We start from the raw sequence: 26,238 nt of genomic DNA on the forward strand, positions 1-26,238 counted from the left end.
CCACCACAATACGCGCAATAAAACCGCGAGAAAGCCGGATTCTGTAGGGCGGAATCCCAGCTTTCCCGGAAAACATCTGGGTTTTAGGCCCTAGATGGCATATTTTTCACCCTTTGTGGGGTCGCTCCAGTCACAGGCAAATCCTTTGGTGGATTCAACATACTGGTTCCAGGCTTGGGGGGCGATGGGGCCGTCGGTTTCCCAGACGATATCGAACATCCCGTCTTCCCGTACCTGACCGATGCGCACGGTCTTTGAGAGGTGGTGGTTAACATTCATCGTCACCGGGCCTTCGGGAGCCGCAAATTCTTGACCAATGGCGGCACTCCGTACAGCTTCGAGGTCATAGGCATCGGTCGCTCCATTGGCGATCGCCGCTTCTACCGCCTGCTTCCAGATGTAGACCATGATGTAGGCCGCTTCCATGGGGTCATTGGTCACCCGATCTTCACCGTACTCCGCTTTAAAGTCTGCCACCCACTTTTCATTTTCGGGGGTTTCTACGGTTTGGAAGTAGTTCCAAGACGCATAGTGACCCGTGAGATATTCGGGGCCAATCTGACGGACTTCTTCTTCGGCGATCGACACCGACATGACCGGATATTGCTCCGGGGTGAGGCCCGCATCACGAATTTGCTTAAAGAACGCAACGTTACTGTCACCGTTTAAGCTGTTGAAAATCACGCCACCGTTGGGAAGCGCTGCTTTGATTTTGGTGATAATCGGCGTCACTTCAGTATTACCGAGGGGGAGATAGTCTTCGCCGACCGTGGTGCCACCTTTGGCTTCTAACTGGGCTTTGATAATGGTGTTCGCGGTTCTGGGGAATACATAGTCAGAACCGACGAGGAAAAATTCTGTGCCCTTATTTTCGAGGAGCCAATCCACGGCGGGCTCGATTTGTTGGTTCGGGGCGGCCCCAGTGTAGAAGATATTCTTCGAGCATTCCTGGCCTTCGTACTGGACAGGGTAGAACAGCATGTGGTCTTTTGCTTCAAAGACATCTTTAACCGCTTTTCGGCTGGCGGAAGTCCAGCAGCCAAAGACGACGGCGACACCATCTTGATCAATGAGTTTTTCGGCTTTTTCTTTGAAGACATCCCAGTCGGAGGCACCATCTTCGACGATGGCTTCAATTTGTTTGCCATCGATGCCACCGGCGGCATTAATTTCTTTGATGGCGAGTTGTTCGGCTTCGACCACGGTGGTTTCACTAATGGCCATGGTGCCACTGAGGGAGTGGAGAATGCCAACTTTGATCGTGTCACCACTGGGGGTTGAGGTTGTGCTGCCACTATCGGGGGTATCAGGGGTTTCTGTGGGTTGGCCGCAGGCTTTGAGGAGAATACTGGAACCGAGGGCGGCGGAACTGTAGAGAATAAATTTACGTCTTCCGAGATTACTCATGGTTAATGCGATTTTCTCAAGGGGCTTTGGGATAGTGTGTGGGAGGAAAGAAGCTTAAAAGTTTAAGTCGTGTTTAAGCTTTGCAGTGTAAAAGTCCCGCCCCTAAAAAAATGTGACACTTGATACAAAGTGCCGATGCGCTTGATTCAAGGGTTTGTTAATGGAGAAGAATTAATTTAACTTTACATTAAAGAAAATGGACTGCTTGCCCCTGCTCGGTCAACAGATAGCCCTGAAGAGGCGATCGCCTAACTGGAGAATGTCATCCCGCCGGGGAATTTGCGCCAGCCAATCAGGGGGAATATTGTCGAGGCCGTAGTGAAGTCCGGCCAACCCCCCGGCGATCGCCGCTGTGGTGTCAGTGTCATCCCCCAAATTCACCGCCGCGAGCACCGTATCCTGATAGTTATCATGGTTTAAACAACACCAGAGGGCGGCTTCGAGGGCATGGACGACATAACCGCTCGATTGAAGCTCATGGATGGGCAATGTTGCTAAATTTTCGTCAAAAATACGCTGGTAGTGGCTGAGTTCCGGCTTGTAGATGGAATCGCGATAAAACTCTTCGGCCCGTTGTATCCCTTGCTGGTAGGCAGTTTCAATACTTTTTCCGTGTAACAGTTCCAGGGCAATGGAAATATACATGCCGCAGGCAATGAGGGAACGGGGATGACGGTGGGTCAGGTAGGAAATGTTGTGGACGAGATCCAAAAGATCGGCATAGGGCAGTCGCTCACCACAAAAGGCGAGGGGCAAAATACGCATCAAGGAGCCGTTGCCATTACTCCGCTCCCCGATCCCACCCGCTTCCAGGGGATTGATACCCGCTAAAATTTGATGAATTGCGGCGGCAGTCGTGTTGCCCACATCAAAGGTTTCGCCGTGGGGTGTCCAGTAAGCTTCCTTGAGCCAAAGACCCATCTTACGGCCCAGATGTTCGGGGAGTTCTTCGCCCAGACCCACTTCGGCGATCGCCTCAGCCAGACAAAAAGTGAGGGAACTATCATCTGACCAAGTGCCGGGGGGTTGATTGTAAGTGCCATAGCCCCGCATCCTTGTCACAGGATCCCGCTGTCGGGTGCGGCGCTCAGAAAATTCCACAGGTACACCCAGGGCATCCCCCACACAAAGTCCCAATAGTCCCCCTTGAATCTGCGCTTGCGTAACCATCAATGATTACTCCCCTAAGTGATCAAATTGCTCAAACATATTGTGGATCAACTGTTGGGTTTTCGCTTCCAGTTTTTGCCAATCCACGGCCCCGGACGCCTCGAAAAGGGTTTCATCGATTTCCACGGCACAGCCATTTTCCACGAGGGCTCCGGTGGGATAGGCAACAAAACAGATCTGATAACAGAGATCCCAGATATTAACCGTCGTTTCGATGTGGTCTTTCTTGAGGCGCAAAACGTAGCCAGGGTAGGGGTCTTGAATATCTTCGTACTCCCCAGTCCAGGGGGAATCTTCTAATTGAGCACGGAAATTATCGACGACCCGAATAAAAGCTGGTTGGAGTAGCATTTCGGCCTGATTCCAGGCTTTGCGGGTTTTAAATTTTGGCTGCATAACTTAGAAATTCTCCCAAAAGATACAACGAACCACATAACACCCTAGTGTGGGGGGTGGCGATCGCCTGATCAAGGGCTTCAAATAAGGTTTCATGGGTTTGACAGGAGGCGAGGGCCGGACAAATCACCTGGGCCAACATTGCTAAACTCTGGGGATCGGCGCTGCTATGACCCCCCACTGGTACGAGATGCAAGTGATCCCCGTCTCGTAGGAGGGCTTCGAGGACATTTTGGTGATCCTTGGTGGAAAGCATTCCCATGACCCAAGTGACGGGTTGGGGGAGGGTGTCTACATATTTGCGTAATTCCGCCGCCGCCACACCATTGTGAGCGCCATCAATGAGGATTTTTTGCCCCTGCCATTGGTGCCATTCAATGCGGCCCGCCCAGCGAGTTTTCGCAAGGCCATCACGCAATTGTTGATCGGAAATTTGCCAACCTTGTTTGCGCAACGCATAGATAGTTTCAATGGCGATCGCCGAATTATGAAGTTGAATATCCCCTAAAAGCGGCAAAAAATATTCAAAATCACTGTATTTCGCTATCCTCCGCCTCTGTCCCTCTCCTGAAGGGGGATGAATGGCTTGGGCAGGCTGAATCCAGGTAGCAGGACAATTTAACTCACTAATTTTTTCACGAATCACTTTCGCCGCGATCTCTGGCACTTCCCCAATCACCGCCGGACAATCTTGTTTTAAAATGCCCGCTTTCTCCCCAGCAATTTTATCTAAACCATTACCTAAGCGCTGCCAGTGATCCATGCCGATGGAGGTAATGACAGAAACGAGGGGGCGATCGCAAACATTCGTCGAGTCCAAGCGTCCCCCCAAACCCACTTCAATCACCGCAATATCTACCTGTTCCTGGGCGAAATACAAAAATCCTGCCGCCGTAATCACCTCAAATTGGGTCGGTGTTTCTTGGTTGGGATCAATGGCTGCTTTCACCTGTTCCAAAACCGTCAGTAACTGCTCGGAAGGAATCGGCTGATTATTCAAACAAATCCGTTCTGTCCAGTCCACCAAATGGGGTGACGTAAACCGCCCGACCCGATAGCCTGCCGCCGCCAAAATAGAAGACAAATAGGCACAGACCGACCCTTTTCCATTGGTACCTGCCACATGGAGAATCGGTACTTGGCGCTCTGGATGACCAAGGTTCGCCAATAGTTGGGTAATGCGCGTTAAACCGAGGTTAATGCCAAACCGTTCAAAGGTTTCAAGGAGATTGGCGATCGCCACTTGGCTCATGATGAATATCAAAAATTTGGGACAATATCCCCAGACTATAATGGATTTGTGTATGGGAAATTCCCAGATCTGGATCAATTTTCTGGCGTTACTGCCTTCAAGCGTTTTAACAATTCTATTGATTGCGATCGCCTTTTTGAGGTTCTATGACCAAACCGACTTTGAATTCCTCGGACTCATCGCCAACCCCAGACAGTGGAGCAATGGACTCACCGTGGCAGCCGTCGTGGCTACATTGGCTAATTTCGGCGTTGAGTGGAACCGTCGAAATCGAGAAACAAACCGCCTGGCTGAAGAAGCACAACGAAGAGCTGAGGAGGGGCAACAAAGAGCTGAAGCAAGAGAACGCCAAATTGCGCGAGCTCAAATCGAAACTCGATGCCGTCTTGCGGAACTCCGCTACCAACTCGACCCAAGCGAAGCCAACCGACAAATCTTGATTAACACCTTGGCTGTTTTGGAAGAGTATGGAGAGATGTTTTAGAGCGAGACAGAAGTAACCCGGAGAAAATGCTAAGTCTTCCCCCGCAAAAGTCGCTGATAAATATCCATTGTTTGTTGGTAATTGATTTCAGGGGTGTAGTTTTGCTGGTAGGCTAAGCGAGCATTTTGTCCCATTGCTGCAATTTCGAGAGGATGTGTGCCAGCCCATTCTAAGCGTTCAACCCAGGCATCAATATCACTATGGGATACTAGGAAACCCGTTGTCTGATCCTTAACCAGTTCGGCGAGGGCACCTAAGTCAGAGACAATCGCAGCCCGACCGCAAGCAAAAGCTTCAATGACAACTCGCCCAAACGTTTCGTACCATTGCGAAGGAACGAGTACCGCAGTGGCATTTTGGACAGCGGCGATCACTTGTTCTTTGGTTTGCTGACCCAGAAAAGTGACGTTTGTTAAGCCACGCTCATGGACAAATGTCATTAGCTCCGCTTTCTGGGGGCCATCGCCAGCAATATTGAGTTGCCATTCAGGTTGATTCAGTTTTTCCCAAGCTTTCAGTAAAATCATCACCCCTTTTTCCGATGAAAGGCGACCGATAAAGAGAAAGGTTGGTCTTTTGGGCAATGCTGGAATTATTTGATTGGGTAAAGGATCTTCAGTAACGTTGGGTTTGACATAGAGGCGATCGCCGGGAATACCCATTTGAATTAGTTTGTTGGCGGCGAACTGGCTAGGGGTAATAAACGCATCAACATTTTTCTCCCAAGTTTTATGCCAGTGATTGACTGTGATCATATTCCAAACAGCTAAAGAACCAGGTAATGACCCTCGGTAGCAACGGTAAACAATGCCTCGCCAGGGATTTTTACCAATACAGACTTCACAAACTTGATTTTCTCGAAATAGAGAAGCATTAAGACAGCCTAGGCGAAAATTTCTCAAGTGTTGAACGGTAGGAATATTTAGGGATTGAGCGGCTTGATGGACAGAAGGAGAAAAAAGTGGGAAAAAGTTCTGAACGTGAAGAATATCAGGCTTTAAGTTCTTGAGTTTTGATTTCAAAGTCGTGGCCTGCTGAGGATTCCAGGCAGTAGTGAAAAAGAGCTGGAATTTATCAAAAAAACTAAATTGTTTAATGTGATCATTATCAGCTTCTAAATAAGTTACTTGATGACAAAAATCTCTTAGGATAGAAATTTCTGCTTGTGTCGAGGTATCTTCACCGCCGGTATATTGATAGCGGTTATGCAGCATCAAAATATGTAGTGACAAAGAGTTAAATTCATTTAAGTTCATAATTTATTGATTATGCTTTGTCTGAGTTCTTTTAAAGAAGCTATCAATAAGTAAAAAATCAAGATACTGATATGACCAAAGTAAAAGCTTTAAAGAAAAGAGGAATGTACCTTTAGTTGCTTTATATTTTTTTATAAAATAGAAGAAATTGCTCGGCAAATAATATTTTGATTTCTTATTCAAAAAAACTGACTTTATAGATTTGTTTTTGGGATTTTGTTTTAGATATTGATTCAGGCTTTTAGGAGGGTTTACTGTGTCCGCGAGAAAAACTTTTGCATCTCCTAAAATACAAGCTTGAAATCCTGAACGTGTAGCCTGCAAGACATATAAATCATCTCCTCTATAGTGGGGAAATCGCCTCTCATCAGGTAAACCAATGACAGAGCATAAATTTGAAGGAAAACCAACACAATATCCAGAAAGGCTATCGACAAAGGTAACTGTGTTAGGTTCTGCTGTTAGAGGAGTTCTATGTAAACAGCCAGTTTTAATTAGAATGTTTACTTTGTTGAGATAACAAGCTGCACCAACGATTGTATGTGAATGATTTTCTAAAAACTCAACTAGAGTATTGAGAGTATATTTTTGGGGTAAACAATCGTCATTTAACCAGATAATATAATCAGCTTTCTGAGCCAGAGCATATTCCATCCCCATTTTGATTGCTCCTGTCCACCAGAGATTCCCATCACCATACAAAATTGTGACAATAGGAAATTGAGCTTGGATGGCCTCGGCAGTACCATCAGTAGAACCATCATCGACAACAACCACTGAATATTGATCTAGGTCTCCGTTTTCCTGTAAATGTTTTAGGCAGGTGAGAGTAATCTCCTTGCGATTATGTACAGGGATGATGATATAGACAGCAGGAGGGGGGTCAGGTTGGTCTATTGATGCTTGAAAGTCTAGAGATTGTTGCATCGTTTGAAATATCTTAAAGTAGATTTTGGAAATGATACTGTTATCTTTTACTAGAGATTGTTCTTCTTATAGATTTAGGGTACCCACTATTGTCCGTGAAGTTTCTTTGGTGATTAGTTTTTGACGATCGCCTACTGTCTAAAGAACGCTTCGATATAGCCAAAGCTTACCTAGGCAATAACTTTGTAACGGAGAATTTGCTGTGGAATATTAAAAATTCAAAGAACGCTCTAGGACGTCTGCCAAGCGATAAGAACAATCCTTTGGCATATCGATACCTGTTTCAGCGATCGCCTGTAGTCTGGCTTTTTGGTAGGTTTTGAGTAAATAGTCGTCCGTGAGATATCGCTTAAGACTGGGGCTATCGGCTAGATAATCGGCAATATTTGATCGTTCCTGTTGAATGGTTCCCAACCAGCTTCTTGATCGAAGCTCTGGTTGATAATCCCATGTGAGGAGGTGATGGAGAATTAAACGTAGGCTACTTAAAAGGCGATCGCGTTCTCGTTTAGACAAGTCTCGAATCTCTTCTACTAAGTTTTCTAAATCGAGGGCACTGAACTGACCGTTTTCAAGCAATTCGGCCATGGTTTCGGCCCATTGACTAAAGTCTTGTTCATACAGGGTACTCATGGGTATTGCTGCCAATGGGTGGGTTTGTTGATTTCATTTTGATTATAGTAAGCTGCTGCGGAGATAGGAGGGCGATCGCCAATCACGGCCTTTATGATTTTAGTAGTGATTGAGAGTGAGATTTTTTCATCTCGGTGTACGCGATAAAACATAAAGGCGATCGCCTAATTATCTTCACAGGTTGGCACTATCTTCAACAGTATAGTTAGGCCTGTTACAATATTCTTACTCAGTAAGACGATGAGCCGATGAATACAGTGACGGTTTCCCACAAAGGTCAGGTTGTGATTCCGATTGAAATTCGCAAGCAACTGGGCATTAAGCCAGGTTGTAAGCTCTCATTTAGCTTGGATGGAGAGTCCATTCGCGTTGAACTGCAGCATCCCCAATGCCAGAGCAAGATAGACGAGGGATTTGGGATGTTGGTCTGTCCACCGACAACACCGAGGCGGCTCGATGATTTTGATATTGCCCAAGCCATGAGGGAACAACGTGATCGGGATTGATACGAATATTTTGGCTCGGTTCTATGTCAATGATCCCAACGACCCAGAAGCAGAACAGCAAAGAAGCCTCGCTTATAAAATTTTTACAGAATCAACTCGTTTGTTTGTGCCGCTCACTGTCATCCTAGAGTTGGAATGGGTGCTGCGAGCGTTTTATGGTTTCCAACGGGAAGATTTTGCCCGGGTCATTCGACATTTATTAGGATTAGAGCATGTGATCGTCGAGAGTTGGGAACGTGTTGATCTGGCTTTGCAGTGGCATTTACAAGGGCTGGATTTTGCTGATGCTCTCCATCTTGCGGCTAGTCGGGAGTGCCAGAGTTTTGTGAGCTTTGATGATAAACGTTTTGCGAAACGTGTCCAACGACTGGGTCTTCAGCCTTCTGTTGCGGTTCCAAAAAAACTTTGATCGTCGCTGTTTTCTGGTACTGACAGAGGCGATCGCCTACTATCGCTGTTAGCCTAAGATATTGCTTATTGTCTAAATCCCCCGACAAAACTCACCTTTCATTTATGCAGTAGTCTTTTGGTTGAGGATCTGTTGGTAGAGGTCGATGTAGCGTTGGGCTTGCAGTTCAATAGGATATTCTGTTTCGGCAATGCGGCGGCAATTTTGTGCCATTTTTCCCCTTAAGGTTTTGTCTTCGAGCAGTTGCACAATGCCATTGCAAAGGTCTTGGGGATCTTCGGGTTGGGCGAGATAACCAGTTACACCGGGACGCACTAAATCAGGCACGCCACCAATATCGAAGGAGACTAAAGGTGTACCGCAGGCCATTGCTTCTTGTAAAACGAGGGGTAAGTTATCGGCACGGGTCGGGCAAAGCAATAAATCAGCGGCATTATAAAAAATGGTTTTTAGGCGATCGCCTTCTACATAACCGAGGGAGATGGCAGGAATATCAATGTCTGCTAGAAATCCGGCGGATTGATTACCCAGGATTAGGAGTTGAATTTCTTGTTTGAGGGAAGTGGGAATCAGTTGGAGGGCTTTTTGAAGAAGATCGGAGCCTTTGCGGGGATCGTTGAGGTTCTGGGCCGCAAAAGCAAGAATATATTTATTCTGGGGTAAACCTAATACGGAGCGACATAGTTGCTGATCAAGTGGTTGAAAAATTGTAGTAGGAATACCGTTTGGAATCCAGTAAATTTGGGTTGTTTTATTCGCGATAAGAATGCTTTTTTCAGCCTGTTGTTTTAGCCATTGGCTGGGGGTGACAATTGTTAGATTTGATTTGTCATAAACCCACTTTTTTAGTCGCCATTCGAGTTGGGTATTATCGATTTTAACGGCAGGATAGGTACTTAAATTTGGGCAGGAACCACAACCAGATTGCCATTTTTCACAGGTAAAACTATAGGCACAGTGTCCGGTAAAGCTCCACATATCATGGAGGGTATAGACAGCGGGAATATTAGCTGTTAATTGGGACAGAGCCAGATAATTAAAGTATTCGCCGTGGAGGTTGTGGAGATTCAGAATGTCAGCGGTTTGGTAGAAGGGGTGTTTTTTGATCTGCCAGGTATCGGGAATGGTCAGGTAGTGGAGACCAAAGCTTGCGCCAATACGGGAAAGGGCTTTATTAACATAGCGACGTTTGCTGATCTGATTTACATGGCGATCGCCACTTTGTTTGTTACCGACTAAAATGCTGGAATCAATACCGACTCTTTGTAAGCCTTGGTGGAGTCGATAGGCGGCAATGGATGCCCCACCGGAAATATCACTACTGCTAATCTGGAGTACTTTTAACATCTGAGTGGGATTGTGATCTGAATCATTAAAAATAAATCAGTACTTATACCAGTTTTTCGTTGATTTCAGAGTATTGGGGGAATTTTTGGTCAGCGGACATCAGATAAGCGTCGTAAAAAATAGCAGTGGCAATGATCAGACGATCCTGGGGATCACGGTGATGTTCCGGCAAAGTGACTGCTATTTCGGCAATTTTGGGGGTAATCGGTAGCAATAGAATATCTGACCCACCAAGAGCTTTATCAAACCATGCTGTTTTCTTGTGTGGCAGTATGATGCGCTGATGGTGATCTAGCCAAGCGACCTCAAAGCAACTAATTGCACTAACTGCCAAGGGTTTAGGCTGTTCTAACAGTTGGACTCTTTTTGAGCCTAATCGGTCAAGGTTACCGTTAACCCACCACAGCCAAATGTGGGTATCCATCACAATCATTGCAGGATTTCCCAGTCGGTTTCAGGGACGCTATCAAAGGTGTCGTCAAGGATTTGTACTTGGCCAACGAGATCTGGGTGGGGTTTACGGACGGGTAAGCTAGAATCTGCGACATCATCAAGGACAAGAAAAATGCCTTCTATTTTTTTGTTAGGTGGTAATTTGGGGATATTCTTGATGTTTCCTGATGGGTCAGTTTCGAGAATAATATGTTGGGCTTTCATAGTAACATTCCTCTTTCATTAAGTATAACCAAAGCCTGTGACTTTATTAGATCGCCACTTCATCAGAAATATCACTGATATCAACTTGAAGAGTTTTTGTCGTTTTTTAAAGAATTAAAAGTATTAAAAATTAATTTATTGATTTTCCTTGAAACTTGATTGTTTTGGATATTGATTCCAAAGGGAGTAACAAAAGAATAATGCAGATTATTTTCTCGGTAGAATTTCGCAGTTTTTTTAGATGCAAGAAAGTAATCAAAAAGTCCTGAATTGTTTACATACTCATCCCATAAAACAAAGTGAATTAAAAAATTGAAGGCGAACTGATTAAGCTTTAAAAAAGCAATATTTGAAACGAGCGAAATATCACTTTTGGATGAAGGCGAAATTATCGTATTTTTACTTAATATGAAAAAGCCTCTGTATTTTAGGGATTTATTTTTGGAAAGAATAAAGCAATATTGATCAAATAAGGACAACAAAAATTCGAATTTCCTTTTAAATATAGAAAAAAAGTAATCTTTAGATATTTTATGAGAAAAAATTAACTCACGTATTTGTTGACTATTTTCTAATTTATTCGGTTCAAACTTTAATTGATTACAAAAAAATAGCTCGGATGCTTCCAGATTTTTGTAAACAAGCAATAATAATCTAAGTGATATTTTTCTTCCTCTTAATATAGATATACAGACTCTAATGAGAAACGTAAACCAAACAAGATAAAGATCATCTTGTCTATCTAAAAAAGTATTCTTCTTGTTTTCTGTAAGGGCTTCTAAATTCAAGTTTTCCAACGTATGTAAAAAATGAACATCGTTTAATATAGAAGATTCAATATAAACAGGAGGATGCCAGAATACATAATCAAAAATTGCATTGTTTTTTTTCTCTGCTGAAAACAATTTATGTAATCTTTGAAGTTGTTCACACGTTCCTATTACAGCAGCATCTATATCTGATATTCCAGGATACGAAATAGAACCAAAGTATCCATATTGATTGTTGTGAATACCGACATTTTTACACAAATACTCAAACTTACTTTTTGCTACTTGATAATCACTAAAAGTCAAATCTCTTGATAAATCATCAATAATTTTTAGACTAGCCATTATTTGAATTTTGTCTTGTTTCTTGTACGAATTTCTGGACTGAAGTGATTTCTAGGGTAGGAAAAAGTTCATAAGGAAATTTGGGAGACATTTTTTGTGCAAACCTTCGATATAGGTGGGGATTAGTAAAAAACTTTGGTGATATAGAAAATAGTCTAAATTGAAATGTGTTTAGGGCTTTCCCCCAATCTTGACGCATCATCGAGCATACTTCTAGTGCTTTATGTGCATTAGCGGAATATATATTTGATGCGTTTTCAATTGCCCATTTTTTTGTAGCACGCTTTCCTTGCAATTGAAAAACATAAGCAGGAATTAATAAAAAAGAGCCTACTAAACACTTCATTTCAAAAAGATTTATTTTTCCCTTTTGATATTTTTCATAATATTTTTCTATATTTGATAACGTGGTATCTAAATTTTTTTCTAAGCCCTGCTGAGTTGCTTCTAGGTCAACCTGTGCAGATATATGCTTTTCTCCCTGTAGACAAATTGAATTTTCCAGAACTATGAGAGGCATGTAAGACTCATCATAATTTTCTAGCTGATCTTTATAAATAATCCAGTGTCCATGATGCTGCAAAGGATCTATACGGCAAAATCTCATATCTACTCTATTGAGCCAAGATTCAATTTTACGAACTTCTCTAAATGTTTTTATGTCACTTCTTTTGACAATAATCAAATCATCTAAATCCGAAAAAGGTGTTTTAGTTTCGTCTACCCAGCTACCGTGAATATAAATATCAATATTCTCAAATTGATTATATTCAGAGAATATTTTATCTAATTGAATATTTTTTTTGTATATGATCTTAACTTGAAAGGTTTGCCTAGATTGCTGATTTAATTTTTGAAGATGCTTATCTTTACTTTCTGGGCTGTATTGATTTTTAAAAATAAACTTATCTTTGATTTTTTTGATGTTCCAAATAACAAATCCACCACGGGAAGGAACTATTTGAAGATTTTCGACCATTTTTCTTTGAGTTTGTTTGTCATTGATACTTTAGGATTGTGAAATAATTGATCGTATTCTTTATCTGGCATTAAAATTTTATTTTCTTGAATAGGGAACTTTAAATCTTGAGCAAAGATTTTGCTTTGGGGTTGAGACTTAGTATGTGTTGCATCTTCACGAAAACCCATATTCTCAATCAAGCTTTTACTGGGAACGATAGCTAAACCTGAGTTGATATGACGAGAGTAAGCCCATTGATAGTCCCATGTATCTATTTGTTTGTTGCGACAATCAAGAAACTGTCTCTCTCTTATTTTACCAAGACCTTCTCCTAAGAGATGTCTGATTTTTTTATCTTGGATAAGTTCATCTAGCTTATTCATGTCTAGATCAAACTCTTTCCATGCTCTTCGCCAACTAGCCCATCCCCAAATCCCACCAAAATGAGAAAAAAAGTAATCTTGTTTATGAGAATTCCATTCCTGTTGAGCATTATACCCACTAATCAACATGATTCTTGTATCATATTGATACTTGTTTAAATGATATTCACAAAATTTAAAGAAAGAAGAAGAAGGAAAACAATCATCTTCTAGAATGATTGCCTCTTCGACTTGCTCAAACACCCAAGTAATCCCACTAGAAACCCGCTCTCGACAACCTAAATTTATATCAGAATAATTACAAAAAACTTCACAGTCCCAATCTACTTGCTTAATAATATCCTGTGCTGCCTGACATTTTGCCTGTTCTTCTGAAGTTCTTGGCCCATCGGCGATCACAAAAAGTTGTTTTGGTTGTGCCTTCCGGATCTCATTAAACACAATCTGCGTCAGATCCGGACGATTAAAGATAATAAAAGCAACGGGGGTCTTGAGCATCGTTATGGAGTAGGGAGTCTGTGACCATCGGAAAGGTGCTGCACTATAAAAGTATAAACCTGAGTGACCAAGGCGATCACCTTTTTTACTTCCCCCTAAAGCCAGAACAAAGTTATTACAATATTTCTGGCGAGGCTAGGCGATCGCCCCTCATTCAAGTAAATATCACTATTGCCCAATTTGAGAGATTTGCGACACACTTAAACTCAGTTCTGGAAAAAGATTTGACCGTAGGGTATCTTGACCCTGAAACAAGGCAAAAGTGTATTCTCCCTCTACTAGATGATAAATAGAAACGGTCGGCTGTTTGGGACTACCAATATAGCGTCTACCACCCAATCCTAAGTAGTCCACAATCCAATATTCAGCAATGCCTAACTTTTCGTATTCTCCTAATTTCATTAAATAATCATCTTGCCAATTGGTACTGACGACCTCGATTGCTAATCGAACGGTTTCTCCCTGGGTAATGGTTGATCGCTTTTTCCACATTGGCTCTTTATCTTGTATGGCAGCACTATCTAACACCATCACATCAGGAATATAGGCGGTTTTGTCGGTATCTATCGCTTTAATTAAGCCTTGGCGCGGAATACACAAGGGTAAGCCTAACCGTTTAATTTCAAACCCAATTTCCATTGCCAAAAAACCAGCGACTTGCTCATGGGTTCCGGTAGGCTGCATTTTGACAATCACCCCATTATGTAATTCAAATCGGCCCTTATAACCATCGGGATACCAATCCCAAAATTCCTCTAAGGTCAGTAACTTTGTTTCTTGTGGCAAGTCAATATCAATTTTGTCTTTGATAAACATATTTTTGACCTCGGTATAGAGTACCACAATCTATTTACTACTCTTTCTTATTGTAGGCGATCACCTTTTTGACCCACCTTTAAAAATAGAACAAAAACACTATATTTATTCTGATCAATGCTAGGTGATCGCCCTCCATAGCGGATCTAGATAACATCAATGAAAGTAATGTGGGTAAATCAGGAAACATGAATATAACTTATGAAACTTGCTTTCACAAAATTAGGACGTGATACGTTTAAACGATGTTGAAACCAATGTTCTGGTGCAAGAAAAACTATTGCTTTTTCTAAATGTTGCTGTTTTGCAAAGTATGCACCCCACCAAGAAAAACTACTCGCCGATAAAATCCCACTTTGACAGTAGGTCATCAAAGCAAAATCCTCAAAAAATTTTCCCTTAGATATATAGGCATCTTCTAAATCAGAAAAAGCATCTTTAATATACCAAGGATCATCTGATACAAATATAAAAAAAGGATTGATGTTTTTTTCTTGAATCTGTTGGATTGCTTTACGGTAATATTGGGCAGGCAAAACAGCCGCATATTCCCGATTAGGCCAATGGCAATAGTCTCCTCGTCTCACATGAACAAAAATGGGAACTTTCTCTACAGGTAAATTTTTATTCAAGATTTGCTTTGCATAAGATTCAAAAGTCGATTTTATTCTTAAGGATTCTATTTTAGTTTTCTGAAAAAAGTCTTCATTTTGAAAATAACAATCTTGAATTATCTTGATTTTTTTGAATAATCCGTCTTGCTTATAATACTCTGGTTTATCTTTTGATTCACTAATTTTTGAAATGAGCTTTAGTCTCAGCATTAAATTGATTATTTTTTTTGCAGATTTAAAGAGAATTTTATATAGCAATGGATATACTTTGAAAGTTTCTTGATTGATGATTTTCATTTCTATGCCATCAAAACCAGCATGCAAATCTTCAAAGCCAATCCCAATTAGCCACTCTCCATCATCACAGAGGGTTTTCGCTGCTGCGTATTGAAAGAGTTGATTCCCTAAACGACCAGAGCTAAAGATAACAATCATAACCTAAGGCTTTAAAATCTTTTGGAGAGCAGATTTCAGCTTCTGTTTTCCCCAAACTCCGATCAATTCAATACCTTTAATTAGTTTTGATCTGCCATATTCATGCCATGACTTGGCATTGGTTTCTTGACAGTATTGAATCACTATATCTTTTGCTTCTAATGGTACAGCAATAATGACATCTTCAATGATGACAATATACTTATCTGAGTATTTTTTTCGTAAAACATCAACAATATTACAAATGTTTGGCCAATGATCTACTTGATGAGGTGGTTGAGGCGGAGATAAAAATAGTCTTGCATCATCGATGAGGATAAAATGATTGTATTCAGAATTATTTAAAATTTCTAACTCTTCTAGTAATGGACATTGATCTTCATCGCCATAAGTTACGCCACCTGACCAATGGGCATCAAGCCAAAAAAGAGCAGGCTGATCAAGTGTGTCAATGATTTCTTTTAACTGCTCCCTTGAATCTCCGAAAAGACATTTTACATTTTGAACATCCGCAAACTTCTCTTTTGCTTTATGGAAAAGTTCTGGTGAAAATTCAATCGTAAAAACAAACTGGAAAATTTTAGAAGCCCATACTGCCGTACCACCTAGATAGGTTCCTGTTTCCACAAAATAATTGAGCTTTAAATGATTCTTTAGCTCCTGAATTAAATTTTCAGGTGGCCCCATTCTTACAATTCCCATTTGGTTGATTTAGTATGTAATGGTAAACATTATTGATTCCATGTGATTAATGAAATATTATATTGCAAATCTATATTTGCTAGCCATTGCTTATCTTTATAAACCACTGATCCTTTTAGCAGCTCAAGCAATTCAGTTTCTTTATACTGCTCATTTTGCCATGTGTGAGTTTTAAAGTTACACAACATATAACCACATTTAGAGTTTTTCAGTATGTTCTGAAAATATAAATCCTGAATATCTCTACTTAGTTCTGAAAAGGCATAGTTACTAATGCATAAATCGTAAGAAATTTGAGTAGGTATATGAGTTGCATCAAGATATTGTACATTTTTGACATCAAAATGTGTCAAGAATTTTTGAGATAGGCTTAGTGCTTCGGGTAAATCTACTAAGGTATATTTTGCAGAAGGAAATAGATCTGCAATCACTTTACATAATCCTCCATAGCCTACTCCAATTTCAACAATATTGAAGTTGTTCAAATCTCCGAAAAAATGTACTAGTTGACTAAGGACAAGAACATAACGCAATGTCGTTGGAGAAAAAGTATAGTTTTTGCCTAAAAAAGAAGTTCGGTATTTGTAAGTTTTTGGACTACCTATTCTTTCACTTGTTGCAAACTTGTCAAGATGTTTAGTTATTTTTGGATTGAATTTCAACGCAAGTTTAAGATAATCTTTTCCTCCTTTTCTGGGAACTGTTTCAACGACTTGAGTATATACTGGGTGTCTTCTGAAACAATTAAAAATATTTTCTTGACTAGAAGCCTTTAAACAAAAGTCTGGATATGTGCCATTGTCAGAGCAGCTTGTTTTTGTCATGAATTTTACTATCGATTAAATTTTTAAGGCTAGGATTTATCAACTAACTCGGAGGAGTTTCCACTCTCCTCTCGCCAAGCTTACACCATGAGAAATTGGAGGGACTTCACCTGAACCATAAAAATCGCCATCAACTACAGATAACTCTTTTGCATTGTGTATAGAATCTAAGTAGTCCACACCATCTCTAAGAACAGAATAATTAATTTGATAGTTAGACGGAGGTAATGCTAGCTTTTCTAAATGACAGATAAAAACCCCTTGTTTAGGCAGTTCTCCAAAATCATTGCCAGTTAAACGATTATGTATTAGAAAAACAGGAGTACCAAACATAGTGGTGATTCCTAATCCAATAATAATTCGCGATAGCTTACGATCACTATAAGTTTCAAAGTAAAAATGAACATTAATATTTTGGCCTGACTGAGCTACATCTAAAATTTTGCCCGATTCATCTCTGATTTCAATACCTGTTATTCTTATTTCTCCGTTACCCCTTCTATCCTTACGCTTAGATAACGATAGGTTGCTTTCAGACAAACCTGCTAAATATTCATTAATAGCAGCATCTCTAGAACCAAGAAATCGCAGACAACCTTGTTGTAAAACAATTCCAGAACGACATAGCTTCTCAATAGCACCCATATTATGACTAACAAATAAAACTGTTCTCCCTTCATTTGTTGCCACATCTTCCATTTTCCCTAAACACTTCTTCTGAAACGCCGCATCCCCCACCGCCAACACCTCATCCACCACCAAGATCTCCGGTTCCAAGTGCGCCGCCACCGCAAACGCCAGCCGCACATACATCCCACTCGAATACCGCTTCACTGGCGTATCTAGAAACCGCTCCACCTCCGCAAACGCCACAATCTCATCAAACTTCTTGCGGATCTCTAGCCGACTCATCCCCAGGATCGACCCATTCAGATAAATATTTTCCCGTCCCGTTAGTTCCGGATGGAAGCCCGTCCCCACCTCCAACAAGCTCGCAACCCGTCCCCGTAACTCAATGCGGCCTGTGGTCGGTTCCGTAATTCGACTGAGGATTTTTAGGAGCGTCGATTTTCCCGCCCCATTGCGGCCAATAATACCAACCACCTCGCCCCGTTTAATCTCGAAGTTAATATTCTTCAGCGCCCAAAACTCTTCCGTTGTGTAACTGCGCCGCTGTTCTTTCCCTAGGAGCCGCTTCCCAAAAGATTTGACTCCGTTCGCCACCACATCCCGCAACGCCACATAATTACCACGGTTCGGCTTCCAGCCCCCCGATTGCGCTTGGTGGCCGATGATATACTTTTTCCCTAAATTTTCGACCCGGATGATCGTGTCCGACATGGAAACCCAGTAACCTATATCAATTCTTAAAATAGCCTACCCGATCAGACCCCAAAGGCGATCACTTCCGACAAACCGTTACTCCGAGAACTACTGAGGAATCGCAGAGAGAATTGCTCTCAAAGCTTTATTGACCGCTTCAGAAATGGAGAATTTTGATCCGAAAATCTCCCCCAGACTGGGGGCCAGGGGGCTCTATAAATCGCCTCTAATGATCAAATTTTAGGGAGCCAATTCGGGTCGAGGATTTGCTCAATACTGTAGGGACAACTGATGGGAAAGGTTTCGGGAGAAAGCCGGGACTTGCGAATCGCGCTTTTCCGCGCCTTTTGGTAGTCTTTTTCTAAGACTGTCTCTAAATAATTAGATAAGACTTTTGATTCTAGGAGTAAATCCAATTCCAAGCGAAAGTTATCGATTTCTTTCTCCCAACCTCTGCCCGACCATTCTCTTTCGGTATGCCAATGTTGATAGAGCAGTAAATGGATTAAAAGTCGAAGTAGATAGCTCTCGACTTTGCGGCGTTGTTCCCGTCCCAATGCTTCAATTTCCTCGGTCAGATTTTGCCAATCAAGATGATCTAGATCATGTTTTTTGAGTTGCTCTAGGGTGATATCTAACCAAGCAACATAATCATCATCGTAAAGTGTCGGACTAAGAGGGATAGCCATGAAAGTATCGACTTTAGAAAATTAGAAAAATATAGAGATTTCCGAATCCCCTAATCCACCTGCGCCAAAAATCCATCCAAATCAGCTACCGCAGCAAAATCCAATAGTGCCTCTCCCAGATCCTCTAGCTGCCGCACAGATAAACACCGGATTTTTTCGCTCTGTGACTCTGATAATTCTCCAAAGCGCCGTTTTAACTGACGCATCACCAAATTTGCCGCTTCCTCCTGACGACCTTCCTGAAGACCTTTGGTCATGATCTCTTGGTAAAAGCGAGAACGAGTAATATCTGTCTGTTTCAGATCGAGAATTTCCATAATCATCTCCTGGGTCAAATCTGGGTATTTATTTGTCAGTATAGTCTCAATCAAACTCAGTCGACGGTCAAACTCCGCCTCTGTTTCTGCAGTTTTCAACAGGGTTTGGCCGAGCTGCATACTTTGCAGCTTCTCTGTCGTCAACAACTGCAACAGCATCAAATTAGGACTCAAGTCCGCCTTGTCCTTGAGGTCACTCAAGTACAGTCGTGTTACCCGTTGTTCTAATAAGCCTTGATAGGGTAATTCCGAACCTAATCCTTGTCTTCTACCCCGTAAAATCAGTAGTCCCCGCCAGTCACAGTCAACGTTGTACTGGTACAGATAAACGAATAATTGCGCAAAATAGCGACCATAAAACCGCTCATCTGCTTGCATTTGCGCCTCTGCAAATACGATTGGGATCCCAGGCTTTTCAGTGACGGGCAAAAACAGACCATCCAAGCGAAATTCCTTTTCCTTAACGACGGGGGCGCTGTAAACAAATTCCCAGTCAGGATCAATACCAGGGATTAATTCCGCTAACATCCCCGGTTGGGATAAAAATAACTCGTAAAACCATTTGTCAGTGCGCATGAGCTTTTTTGAAATGACTGAAGTTTAGATGATATCGGCAAAAATACGCTCCATCCGCCGAAAATACCAAACACCACCCGCAAAAATTGCGACCACCAAACCGAAGGACAACAAAAATCCTGGGAGATAAATCTGGGACTCGCCCCCTAGGATTGCCCAGCGAAAACCATCAATGACCGAGACCATCGGGTTAAGAGAATACAATAACCGCCACTGCTCCGGCACAATGCTACTGCTAAAACCTACCGGGGAAATATACAGGCCAAATTGGACGAAAAACGGTACAATGTAGCGAAAATCGCGGTACTGTACATTCAAAGAAGCTAACCATAGTCCTGCCCCCATCGCCGCCATAAAGGCGATCGCCACAAAAATGGGCAACGTTAGAATTCGCCAACTGGGGACAAAGTTATACCAAGCCATCAGCCCCAGCAGGATAAACCCCGAAATGAGAAAGTCCACAAAGCTGACGATCACGGCACTGGTCGGCACAATCAACCGAGGAAAATAAACCTTTGCCAAAAGATTGGAGTTGGTGATTAAGCTGTTACTACATTCAGCAAGGGAACTTGCAAAAAATTGCCACGGTAGCATCGCCGCAAATACCAAAATTGGGTAAGGTGCCCCCTCGGAGGGGAGTTTCGCCAGATTACCAAAAACAATCGTAAACACAATCATCGTCAAAAAAGGCCGCAGTAAAGCCCAGAGCACGCCGATCGCCGTTTGTTTGTAGCGCACCAAAATATCCCGCCAGGCCAAAAAATAGAACAGTTCTCGATATTGCCAAATGTCCTGCCAATACTGTTTTTCCGTTTTGCCCGCTTCAATAACCAGATAGTAATTTCGCATCGATTCCCTGGGAAATGCTATTTCAATAACCTTGCTGCATTTTACGGGTTTATACAATCATCAGGCGATCGCCGCGCTAGTTTTCATTGCTGATTCAGGGCGGGGGACTTGACGAATTATTAGGATCGGATTTTTGTCAGATGGCAGCCAGTTTTACCCTTAAGTTTGGGATGCCCAAGAGAATGTAGGCAAGACCCAGGATCTTTGGTAGGCTTAGTATCGCTTTAAAACTCTATGCTTTAACTATATATACTAACTATGCGTACTCATTACTGCGGGGATTTGCGCTCCGAGCACATTGACCAGACCGTAACCCTGTATGGCTGGGTCGATCGCCGTCGGGATCATGGTGGCGTAATTTTTATTGATCTGCGCGATCGCACGGGCATTGTCCAGATTGTCAGTGACCCCCAGCGAACCCCAGATTCCTACAATGATGCCGATGCTAGCCGTAGTGAGTATGTTGTAAAAATTGTTGGGAAAGTCAGTGCCCGCCAAGAAGGGGCGAAGAATCCCAAATTGCCCACTGGCGAAGTGGAGATCTACGCTGACACCATCGAGATCCTAAATGGCGTCCATAAACAGCTACCGATCCTCGTTTCCAGTAGTGCCGACGGCGATCAAGTCAAAGAAGACCTCCGGCTAAAATATCGCTACCTCGACCTGCGCCGGGAAACCATGGCGAAAAACCTCCAACTGCGCCACACCGTCGTCAAATCCATGCGCCGCTTCCTGGAAGACGATGAAAACTTCATGGAGGTGGAAACGCCAATTCTGACCCGGTCTACCCCCGAAGGGGCGCGGGATTATCTGGTGCCGTCCCGGGTGAACCCAGGCGATTGGTATGCCCTGCCCCAGTCGCCTCAGCTTTTTAAGCAATTGCTGATGGTGGCCGGTTGCGATCGCTACTATCAAATTGCCCGTTGCTTCCGGGACGAAGACCTCCGGGCCGACCGTCAACCGGAATTTACCCAGTTGGATATGGAAATGAGCTTCATGTCCTTCGACGAAATCATTGACCTCAACGAACGCTTAATTTGTCGTATTTTCCAGGATGCCCAAGGCATTGAACTAGAGCGTCCCTTCCCGCGCATCACCTACGCCGAGTCCATGGAGAAATATGGCTGCGATCGCCCCGATACGCGCTTTGGCCTGGAGCTGGTCAACGTCTCTGATATCGTTGCGGACATGGGCTTTAAAGTCTTTTCTGGCGCGGTTAAGAGCGGTGGCCAAGTAAAAGTCCTCCCGATTCCCAACGGAAATGATGCCATTTCCAATGTACGGATCAAGCCCGGTGGCGATCTATTTAATGCCGCCGTCGAAATGGGGGCCAAAGGGCTTGCCTTTATTCGGGTGCGGGAAGACGGGGCAATTGATACCATCGGCGCGATCAAGGACAACCTCAGTGACGCCCAAAAACAAGAACTTCTCAGTCGTACTGGGGCTGAAGCGGGCACGCTCCTCCTCTTTGGGGCCGGGGCGACGGATATTGTCAATAAGTCTCTAGACCGGGTGCGACAGTTAGTCGGTGCTGAGATGGGCTTGATCAATGAAAATCAGCTCAATTTTGTTTGGGTTACGGATTTTCCGATGTTTGAATACAACAGCGACGAAAAACGCCTCGAAGCCCTACATCATCCCTTTACTGCACCGAATCCAGAAGATCTAGAAGATCTGGCAACGGCCCGTGCCCTCGCCTACGACATCGTCTTAAATGGCATTGAAATCGGTGGTGGCAGTCTACGGATTTACCAGCGGGAAGTCCAAGAAAAAGTCTTCCAGACCATTGGCTTATCAGAAACCGAGGCCCAAGAAAAATTTGGTTTTCTGCTCGAAGCCTTTGAATATGGCACCCCACCCCATGGCGGCATTGCCTACGGTTTAGATCGTTTGGTGATGCTTATGGCCCAGGAAGATTCCATTCGCGATGTAATTGCCTTCCCGAAAACACAACAGGCAAGCTGTCTGTTGACCGATGCGCCGGCGGGAGTCGATCAAAAGCAACTGAAGGAACTTTTTGTCGCTTCTACGGCCCCAGAAAAAGACTAGGCCATGGGCTTTCAAGACAACTGAAATTGTCATTTCAAAAAGAATAATGGGGGATGATCGTGCAATTTCTGCGATCGCCCCTGTTTTTTTGTGCTCTACATCATTTGGGAAAGCGCGGCTGTTCTCGGTTTTAGGAAAGGGAATGATCTTTGGGGCCAAACATCATGTGAATCGCCATGGTGGGTTTGCCCCGTTGGTGATATTTTTTCGCCCAGTGCCGCATTAATTCATGCAGTTCTGTCTGGGCCTGGGACAAATCGGCGGGGGCAATATCAAGGGATTCAAAAATGCGCATGACGTTGTGTTGTTGCTTTGTCCAGGCATGGCTGAGACGAAGAAAGTGGGCGGCGTCTTCGAGGAGGGAATGGGGGGCTTTTGTTGGGCTGTCGGGGCCGCCGTAGGTAGAACTCAAAAGGATGTAATAGGGCATTCCCCAGGGGTTATCGAGGCGCATAACCGTTTCGGCGTGGAGCAAACGGCGTTTGATATGTTCGGCGAGGGCTTCACTGAGGGGCAATGGGCGATCGCCTGGGGTTTTTGCCTGGGCCTGTTGGTGTAAAAAAGCAATGAGATCCGCAAATTCGGCGGAGGAGATCCCCTGGGCCGCTGGGAGATCTGGGGGCAGTTTCGCTTCGAGGTAAGTTTGTTGGTCTTCGCTGAGGCGATCGCCCGTTAACCGGGGTTGGGAACGATGCCAGGGATACTGCCCTAACCAAACCTGGGGCAATTCAGTCAGGTAAGTGGGTTCCTGGAAAGCCGCATGCTGCAACCGTTGGCCCGCCTGGAGGCCCTGCTCAATTTCCTGAACAATGGCCTTGACCCGTTTCGGTTCGATGTGGTGCAAATGCCCAGTCATGCGTAGATTTCCCCCCTGCTCTACATAGGTGGTATAGACCGCACATTTGGCCGCCGTTGCCGCCGCATCCAAAAAAGCCCCATGGCGATAACTGCTTTGCCGGAGCGCAAAAAACGCCAAGGACAACAACACTTGATCAAAGGCACTCGGATTTAGGGCTTGGAGCAGTTCTAGTTCCGGTTGTGCCATCGACGAAAAAGCCCCAGAGGAATTGGTCAATTTTCAGAGTTCCCCAAACGAATCAACTGGCAAGTTAAACAAGAATAATGAAGTTTCGATGATCCCTTTAGGGGCTAAATTCTACTTGGCTTTTGGCCATTGGCTGTGGTTTGTCCCCTGAAAATAGGGAAAATCTGACATTTGGCTGAGTTTAATAACCCGTTTTGGCGACGAATCGGCCCCACGAAAATTTAATGGTTATTGACAGGCTAAATGCATCCGCCAATATGCGCAAAAATCAAAATCAGGTTTCCCAAAGACGACGGCGCGGTTTTCCGTTCAAGCGCTGGTGGGCCTCCTGAAGCAGTTGGGGGATGGGCAGTTGGCTGGGGCAACGGGGTAAACAGTCGCCACATTCTGTACAGGCATTGCCTTTTTTGCCAGGGAACCAATGGCCGGCATTTTCGAGCATCTGATAGCGGTATTCGCCGTAACTTTGCATATCGTAGGCGATCGCCAAATTTCTGAGGCGGAGAATTTCGGGGATTGCAATTGCTTCAGGGCAGGGTAAGCAGGCGTAACATTGGTGGCATTCTGTCCCCTGGAGGCGTTGGTGTTGATGCTGACTCAGGTTTGTGAGGCGCTGTTGTTCCTGGGGGGTGAGGGGCTGATCTTGGTCAACGAGGGGCACCAAAACAGCCAATTCAGTGGGATTGGCTGCCCCAAAACTGAGGGTCGTAATCCGGCGATCGCCTAATAGAAAACGGTAGGTAAGTTCTAGGGGCGTATCCGGTTGACAAAGGGCCTGGAGAGTCTGGGGTGGTGTAAACAGTTGGCCCCCTTTATCGCCAGGGGAAATGATAAAAATCCCTAAATCCCTTGCCGCAGCGAGGGCGATCGCCTCGGCATTACGCTGAAAAAAATAATAGTAATGGAGGTTAACAAATTCAAAATAGCCCGTTTCGATGGCCGTGAGAATTAAAGGCAGGGGGCCGTGGGTCGAAAAACCAAGGTGGCGAAATTTGCCTTGCCGTTGCAATTGTTGGAGCGGCTCCAGACCCGTTTCTAAAAACCACTGGAGATGTTCCGCTGTATTAATCCCGTGGATCGCCAGACAATCTAAATAATCGGTGCCTAAATTTTCGAGGGAAACCGTGATGGTCTGCTCAATTTCCGCTGCTGCCCCCTTGGGTAATAGTTTGCTCGTGAGAAAAAAATTTGACCGGGGGAGACCCAATTCGCGAAAGGCTTGCCCCAACAAACGCTCGCTCACTCCGTAGCTCGGCGCTGTTTCAAAATGATTAATCCCCAACTGCCAAGCCCGCTGCACCGTTGCCGTCATGGTTGCGCTGCTTTCTAAGGCTCGCATTGTCCCCAGGGAAAAAATTGAGATGTCTAATTCTGTTTTCCCAAACCGTCGGTAACGCATGGTGATCGTGACTGGTGCGGTTCCTAGCCCTCTTCGATGGCCGCCATGAGAGATTCCGTAATATTAACCCCCCGGCGATCGCCCCGTTGTTGGTAGAGATCCCGCGCCATTTCTAGAGCTTCGAGGGCTTCGCGGGAACGTCGCCGCCCCTGGAGGGCCACCGCAAAATTGTAAAAGGCCGCCGGATCCGTGGGGGACAATTCCGTCAGGGCGCGGTAGGCAATAATGGCGTTGATATAATCCTCGGTCTTCATCGCCGCCGATCCATATAAGGCAAAGGCTTCGCGGGATTGGGGATCGACAAAACTAGCCTGTTCATAGGCGGCGATCGCCTGGGGTAACAGATTTTGGGTTTCGTAGATCTTGCCGACCCGAATTTGCATCGCACTGTCGCGGGTGCTGAGGCGGCGGGCTTCTTCCAGGAAGGCGATCGCCTGGTCACGATCATTGAGGCCAAACCACGTCACCGCTGCCTTAATGCGGAGTTCCGCGTCATTGGGTCGTTGGCGCAGCAAATCAGGAAACAGCACTGCCGCCTCTTGGTTACGTCCCAATTGCAACAAACTGGTTAAACTATTTTGCAGCGCCATGGTGTTGTTGCTGTCTTTAGCCAAAACTTTACGGTACGCGACCAGAGCTTGATCGTAGTCCCCGGCCCGAAATTGTACGGTCGCTAAACCCAGACTGTAGGCCAGGTTATTCGGCTGCAGTTGGGTGGCTCGCTGGTAGGCGTTGATGGCACTGCGGTTATCGCCACTTTGGGCCAAATTGAAACCCAGGGCATTGAAAAACTCTGCATTATCATCTTCTAATTCCGTAGCCCGGCGGTAGGCCGTCACCGCTTCTGAATAATTGCCCAGTTGGGAAAGGGCGTAACCGAGGGCACCATGGATCCGGGCGTTGTTGGCTTCTAGGGTGAGAGCCTGGCGGTAATGCTGCACTGCTTGGGCAAAATTCCGATTGGTCAGCTGTTCATTTCCCTGTTCGAGGAGGGCATTGAGTTGGGGATTAGCCCAAGTGACTGAAGGGGACAATACACCGAAGGCGATCGCCACACCGCAACCCACTAACCAACGAGAGAAACGAATACCCATAGTGAACGTAACGTTTTTTTTCAAAATGACGCATCCGATTCTAGCACGCCGCAAATTATGCTGTTGTCTGGTGCCTGTTTCCCTAATTTTCAAAAAACTCAAGAA

At 44.2% G+C, this 26,238-nt stretch carries 28 protein-coding genes; 4 read left to right on the forward strand and 24 right to left on the reverse strand.

All coding sequences use genetic code 11. The features are described from left to right. Positions 1-90: 90 nt before the first annotated feature. The 4 genes from urtA to AACQ84_RS02030 all read right to left on the reverse strand — a co-directional run bounded on the left by urtA (position 91) and on the right by AACQ84_RS02030 (position 4,216). The gene (gene urtA, locus AACQ84_RS02015; RefSeq protein WP_012306032.1) at positions 91-1,407 is read right to left on the reverse strand and encodes an urea ABC transporter substrate-binding protein; all 1,317 of its coding nucleotides are present in this window, start codon (positions 1,405-1,407) and stop codon (positions 91-93) included. Positions 1,408-1,626: 219 nt separating this feature from the next. After that, on the reverse strand, positions 1,627-2,577 hold the full coding sequence (locus AACQ84_RS02020) for an ADP-ribosylglycohydrolase family protein (RefSeq protein WP_012306033.1): 951 nt from the start codon (positions 2,575-2,577) through the stop codon (positions 1,627-1,629). Positions 2,578-2,583: 6 nt separating this feature from the next. Then, positions 2,584-2,973: a hypothetical protein gene (locus AACQ84_RS02025; protein ID WP_012306034.1), complete on the reverse strand. Its 390-nt coding sequence runs from the start codon at positions 2,971-2,973 to the stop codon at positions 2,584-2,586. Continuing rightward, the gene (locus AACQ84_RS02030) at positions 2,957-4,216 is read right to left on the reverse strand and encodes a bifunctional folylpolyglutamate synthase/dihydrofolate synthase (RefSeq protein WP_315862073.1); all 1,260 of its coding nucleotides are present in this window, start codon (positions 4,214-4,216) and stop codon (positions 2,957-2,959) included. Before AACQ84_RS02030 ends, AACQ84_RS02025 begins: the two co-directional genes overlap by 17 nt. Positions 4,217-4,277: 61 nt before the next feature. On the opposite strand from AACQ84_RS02030, the gene AACQ84_RS02035 reads away from it, so the two are divergent. Then, a complete protein-coding gene (locus tag AACQ84_RS02035; protein WP_012306036.1) occupies positions 4,278-4,709 on the forward strand; it encodes a hypothetical protein in 432 nt (143 codons plus the stop codon). Positions 4,710-4,738: 29 nt separating this feature from the next. On the opposite strand, the gene AACQ84_RS02040 is transcribed toward AACQ84_RS02035, so the two are convergent. The 3 genes from AACQ84_RS02040 to AACQ84_RS02050 form a co-directional block, all read right to left on the reverse strand. Then, the gene (locus AACQ84_RS02040; RefSeq protein ID WP_012306037.1) at positions 4,739-5,965 is read right to left on the reverse strand and encodes a glycosyltransferase family 4 protein; all 1,227 of its coding nucleotides are present in this window, start codon (positions 5,963-5,965) and stop codon (positions 4,739-4,741) included. Between the two features lie 3 nt (positions 5,966-5,968). After that, a complete protein-coding gene (locus AACQ84_RS02045) occupies positions 5,969-6,892 on the reverse strand; it encodes a glycosyltransferase family 2 protein (protein WP_012306038.1) in 924 nt (307 codons plus the stop codon). A 210-nt stretch (positions 6,893-7,102) separates the two neighbouring features. Continuing rightward, complete coding sequence (locus AACQ84_RS02050; protein WP_012306039.1) at positions 7,103-7,525, reverse strand: DUF29 domain-containing protein; 423 nt, start codon at positions 7,523-7,525, stop codon at positions 7,103-7,105. 248 nt (positions 7,526-7,773) lie between these two features. Between AACQ84_RS02050 and AACQ84_RS02055 the strand changes: the two genes are divergently transcribed. Both AACQ84_RS02055 and AACQ84_RS02060 read left to right on the forward strand, forming a co-directional pair. After that, complete coding sequence (locus AACQ84_RS02055) at positions 7,774-8,031, forward strand: AbrB/MazE/SpoVT family DNA-binding domain-containing protein (RefSeq protein ID WP_012306040.1); 258 nt, start codon at positions 7,774-7,776, stop codon at positions 8,029-8,031. Then, entirely contained in the window at positions 8,018-8,440 is a 423-nt protein-coding gene (locus AACQ84_RS02060; RefSeq protein WP_012306041.1) for a type II toxin-antitoxin system VapC family toxin, read from the forward strand. The genes AACQ84_RS02055 and AACQ84_RS02060 overlap by 14 nt, the downstream gene beginning before the upstream one ends. A 102-nt stretch (positions 8,441-8,542) precedes the next feature. On the opposite strand, the gene AACQ84_RS02065 is transcribed toward AACQ84_RS02060, so the two are convergent. The 14 genes from AACQ84_RS02065 to AACQ84_RS02130 form a co-directional block, all read right to left on the reverse strand. Continuing rightward, the gene (locus AACQ84_RS02065; protein WP_012306042.1) at positions 8,543-9,787 is read right to left on the reverse strand and encodes a glycosyltransferase family 4 protein; all 1,245 of its coding nucleotides are present in this window, start codon (positions 9,785-9,787) and stop codon (positions 8,543-8,545) included. A gap of 43 nt (positions 9,788-9,830) precedes the next feature. After that, positions 9,831-10,220: a type II toxin-antitoxin system VapC family toxin gene (locus tag AACQ84_RS02070; protein ID WP_012306043.1), complete on the reverse strand. Its 390-nt coding sequence runs from the start codon at positions 10,218-10,220 to the stop codon at positions 9,831-9,833. Further along, the gene (locus tag AACQ84_RS02075) at positions 10,217-10,444 is read right to left on the reverse strand and encodes a hypothetical protein (protein ID WP_012306044.1); all 228 of its coding nucleotides are present in this window, start codon (positions 10,442-10,444) and stop codon (positions 10,217-10,219) included. Before AACQ84_RS02075 ends, AACQ84_RS02070 begins: the two co-directional genes overlap by 4 nt. Positions 10,445-10,524: 80 nt before the next feature. Continuing rightward, positions 10,525-11,559 (reverse strand): hypothetical protein, encoded by a 1,035-nt coding sequence (locus AACQ84_RS02080; protein WP_041443330.1) that lies wholly within the window; start codon positions 11,557-11,559, stop codon positions 10,525-10,527. Further along, positions 11,552-12,538: a nucleotidyltransferase domain-containing protein gene (locus tag AACQ84_RS02085; RefSeq protein ID WP_012306046.1), complete on the reverse strand. Its 987-nt coding sequence runs from the start codon at positions 12,536-12,538 to the stop codon at positions 11,552-11,554. Before AACQ84_RS02085 ends, AACQ84_RS02080 begins: the two co-directional genes overlap by 8 nt. Next, positions 12,517-13,401, reverse strand: a complete 885-nt coding sequence (locus AACQ84_RS02090; protein WP_012306047.1) for a hypothetical protein — start codon at positions 13,399-13,401, stop codon at positions 12,517-12,519. Before AACQ84_RS02090 ends, AACQ84_RS02085 begins: the two co-directional genes overlap by 22 nt. Before the next feature lie 168 nt (positions 13,402-13,569). Next, positions 13,570-14,217: a Uma2 family endonuclease gene (locus AACQ84_RS02095; protein ID WP_012306048.1), complete on the reverse strand. Its 648-nt coding sequence runs from the start codon at positions 14,215-14,217 to the stop codon at positions 13,570-13,572. 179 nt (positions 14,218-14,396) lie between these two features. Further along, the gene (locus AACQ84_RS02100; protein WP_012306049.1) at positions 14,397-15,266 is read right to left on the reverse strand and encodes an alpha-1,2-fucosyltransferase; all 870 of its coding nucleotides are present in this window, start codon (positions 15,264-15,266) and stop codon (positions 14,397-14,399) included. A gap of 3 nt (positions 15,267-15,269) precedes the next feature. Continuing rightward, positions 15,270-15,968, reverse strand: a complete 699-nt coding sequence (locus tag AACQ84_RS02105) for a hypothetical protein (protein WP_143592282.1) — start codon at positions 15,966-15,968, stop codon at positions 15,270-15,272. A gap of 29 nt (positions 15,969-15,997) precedes the next feature. Then, complete coding sequence (locus tag AACQ84_RS02110; protein ID WP_012306051.1) at positions 15,998-16,792, reverse strand: putative sugar O-methyltransferase; 795 nt, start codon at positions 16,790-16,792, stop codon at positions 15,998-16,000. Between the two features lie 39 nt (positions 16,793-16,831). Then, complete coding sequence (locus AACQ84_RS02115; protein ID WP_012306052.1) at positions 16,832-18,133, reverse strand: ABC transporter ATP-binding protein; 1,302 nt, start codon at positions 18,131-18,133, stop codon at positions 16,832-16,834. A 215-nt stretch (positions 18,134-18,348) separates the two neighbouring features. Continuing rightward, a complete protein-coding gene (locus AACQ84_RS02120; protein ID WP_012306053.1) occupies positions 18,349-18,804 on the reverse strand; it encodes a DUF29 domain-containing protein in 456 nt (151 codons plus the stop codon). 50 nt (positions 18,805-18,854) lie between these two features. Next, on the reverse strand, positions 18,855-19,697 hold the full coding sequence (locus AACQ84_RS02125; protein ID WP_012306054.1) for a DUF2887 domain-containing protein: 843 nt from the start codon (positions 19,695-19,697) through the stop codon (positions 18,855-18,857). Positions 19,698-19,721: 24 nt separating this feature from the next. After that, complete coding sequence (locus AACQ84_RS02130; protein ID WP_012306055.1) at positions 19,722-20,546, reverse strand: ABC transporter permease; 825 nt, start codon at positions 20,544-20,546, stop codon at positions 19,722-19,724. A 258-nt stretch (positions 20,547-20,804) separates the two neighbouring features. On the opposite strand from AACQ84_RS02130, the gene aspS reads away from it, so the two are divergent. Next, positions 20,805-22,595: an aspartate--tRNA ligase gene (aspS, locus tag AACQ84_RS02135; RefSeq protein ID WP_012306056.1), complete on the forward strand. Its 1,791-nt coding sequence runs from the start codon at positions 20,805-20,807 to the stop codon at positions 22,593-22,595. A gap of 130 nt (positions 22,596-22,725) precedes the next feature. On the opposite strand, the gene hetR is transcribed toward aspS, so the two are convergent. The 3 genes from hetR to AACQ84_RS02150 all read right to left on the reverse strand — a co-directional run bounded on the left by hetR (position 22,726) and on the right by AACQ84_RS02150 (position 26,133). Further along, a complete protein-coding gene (gene hetR / locus AACQ84_RS02140; RefSeq protein ID WP_234991360.1) occupies positions 22,726-23,670 on the reverse strand; it encodes a heterocyst differentiation master regulator HetR in 945 nt (314 codons plus the stop codon). 244 nt (positions 23,671-23,914) lie between these two features. Further along, positions 23,915-25,039 (reverse strand): aldo/keto reductase, encoded by a 1,125-nt coding sequence (locus tag AACQ84_RS02145; protein WP_012306058.1) that lies wholly within the window; start codon positions 25,037-25,039, stop codon positions 23,915-23,917. Between the two features lie 23 nt (positions 25,040-25,062). Next, on the reverse strand, positions 25,063-26,133 hold the full coding sequence (locus tag AACQ84_RS02150; RefSeq protein ID WP_232308948.1) for a tetratricopeptide repeat protein: 1,071 nt from the start codon (positions 26,131-26,133) through the stop codon (positions 25,063-25,065). Positions 26,134-26,238: the final 105 nt, after the last annotated feature.

This window comes from Picosynechococcus sp. PCC 7002 (assembly GCF_963860125.1).
GTDB lineage: Bacteria > Cyanobacteriota > Cyanobacteriia > Cyanobacteriales > MRBY01 > MRBY01.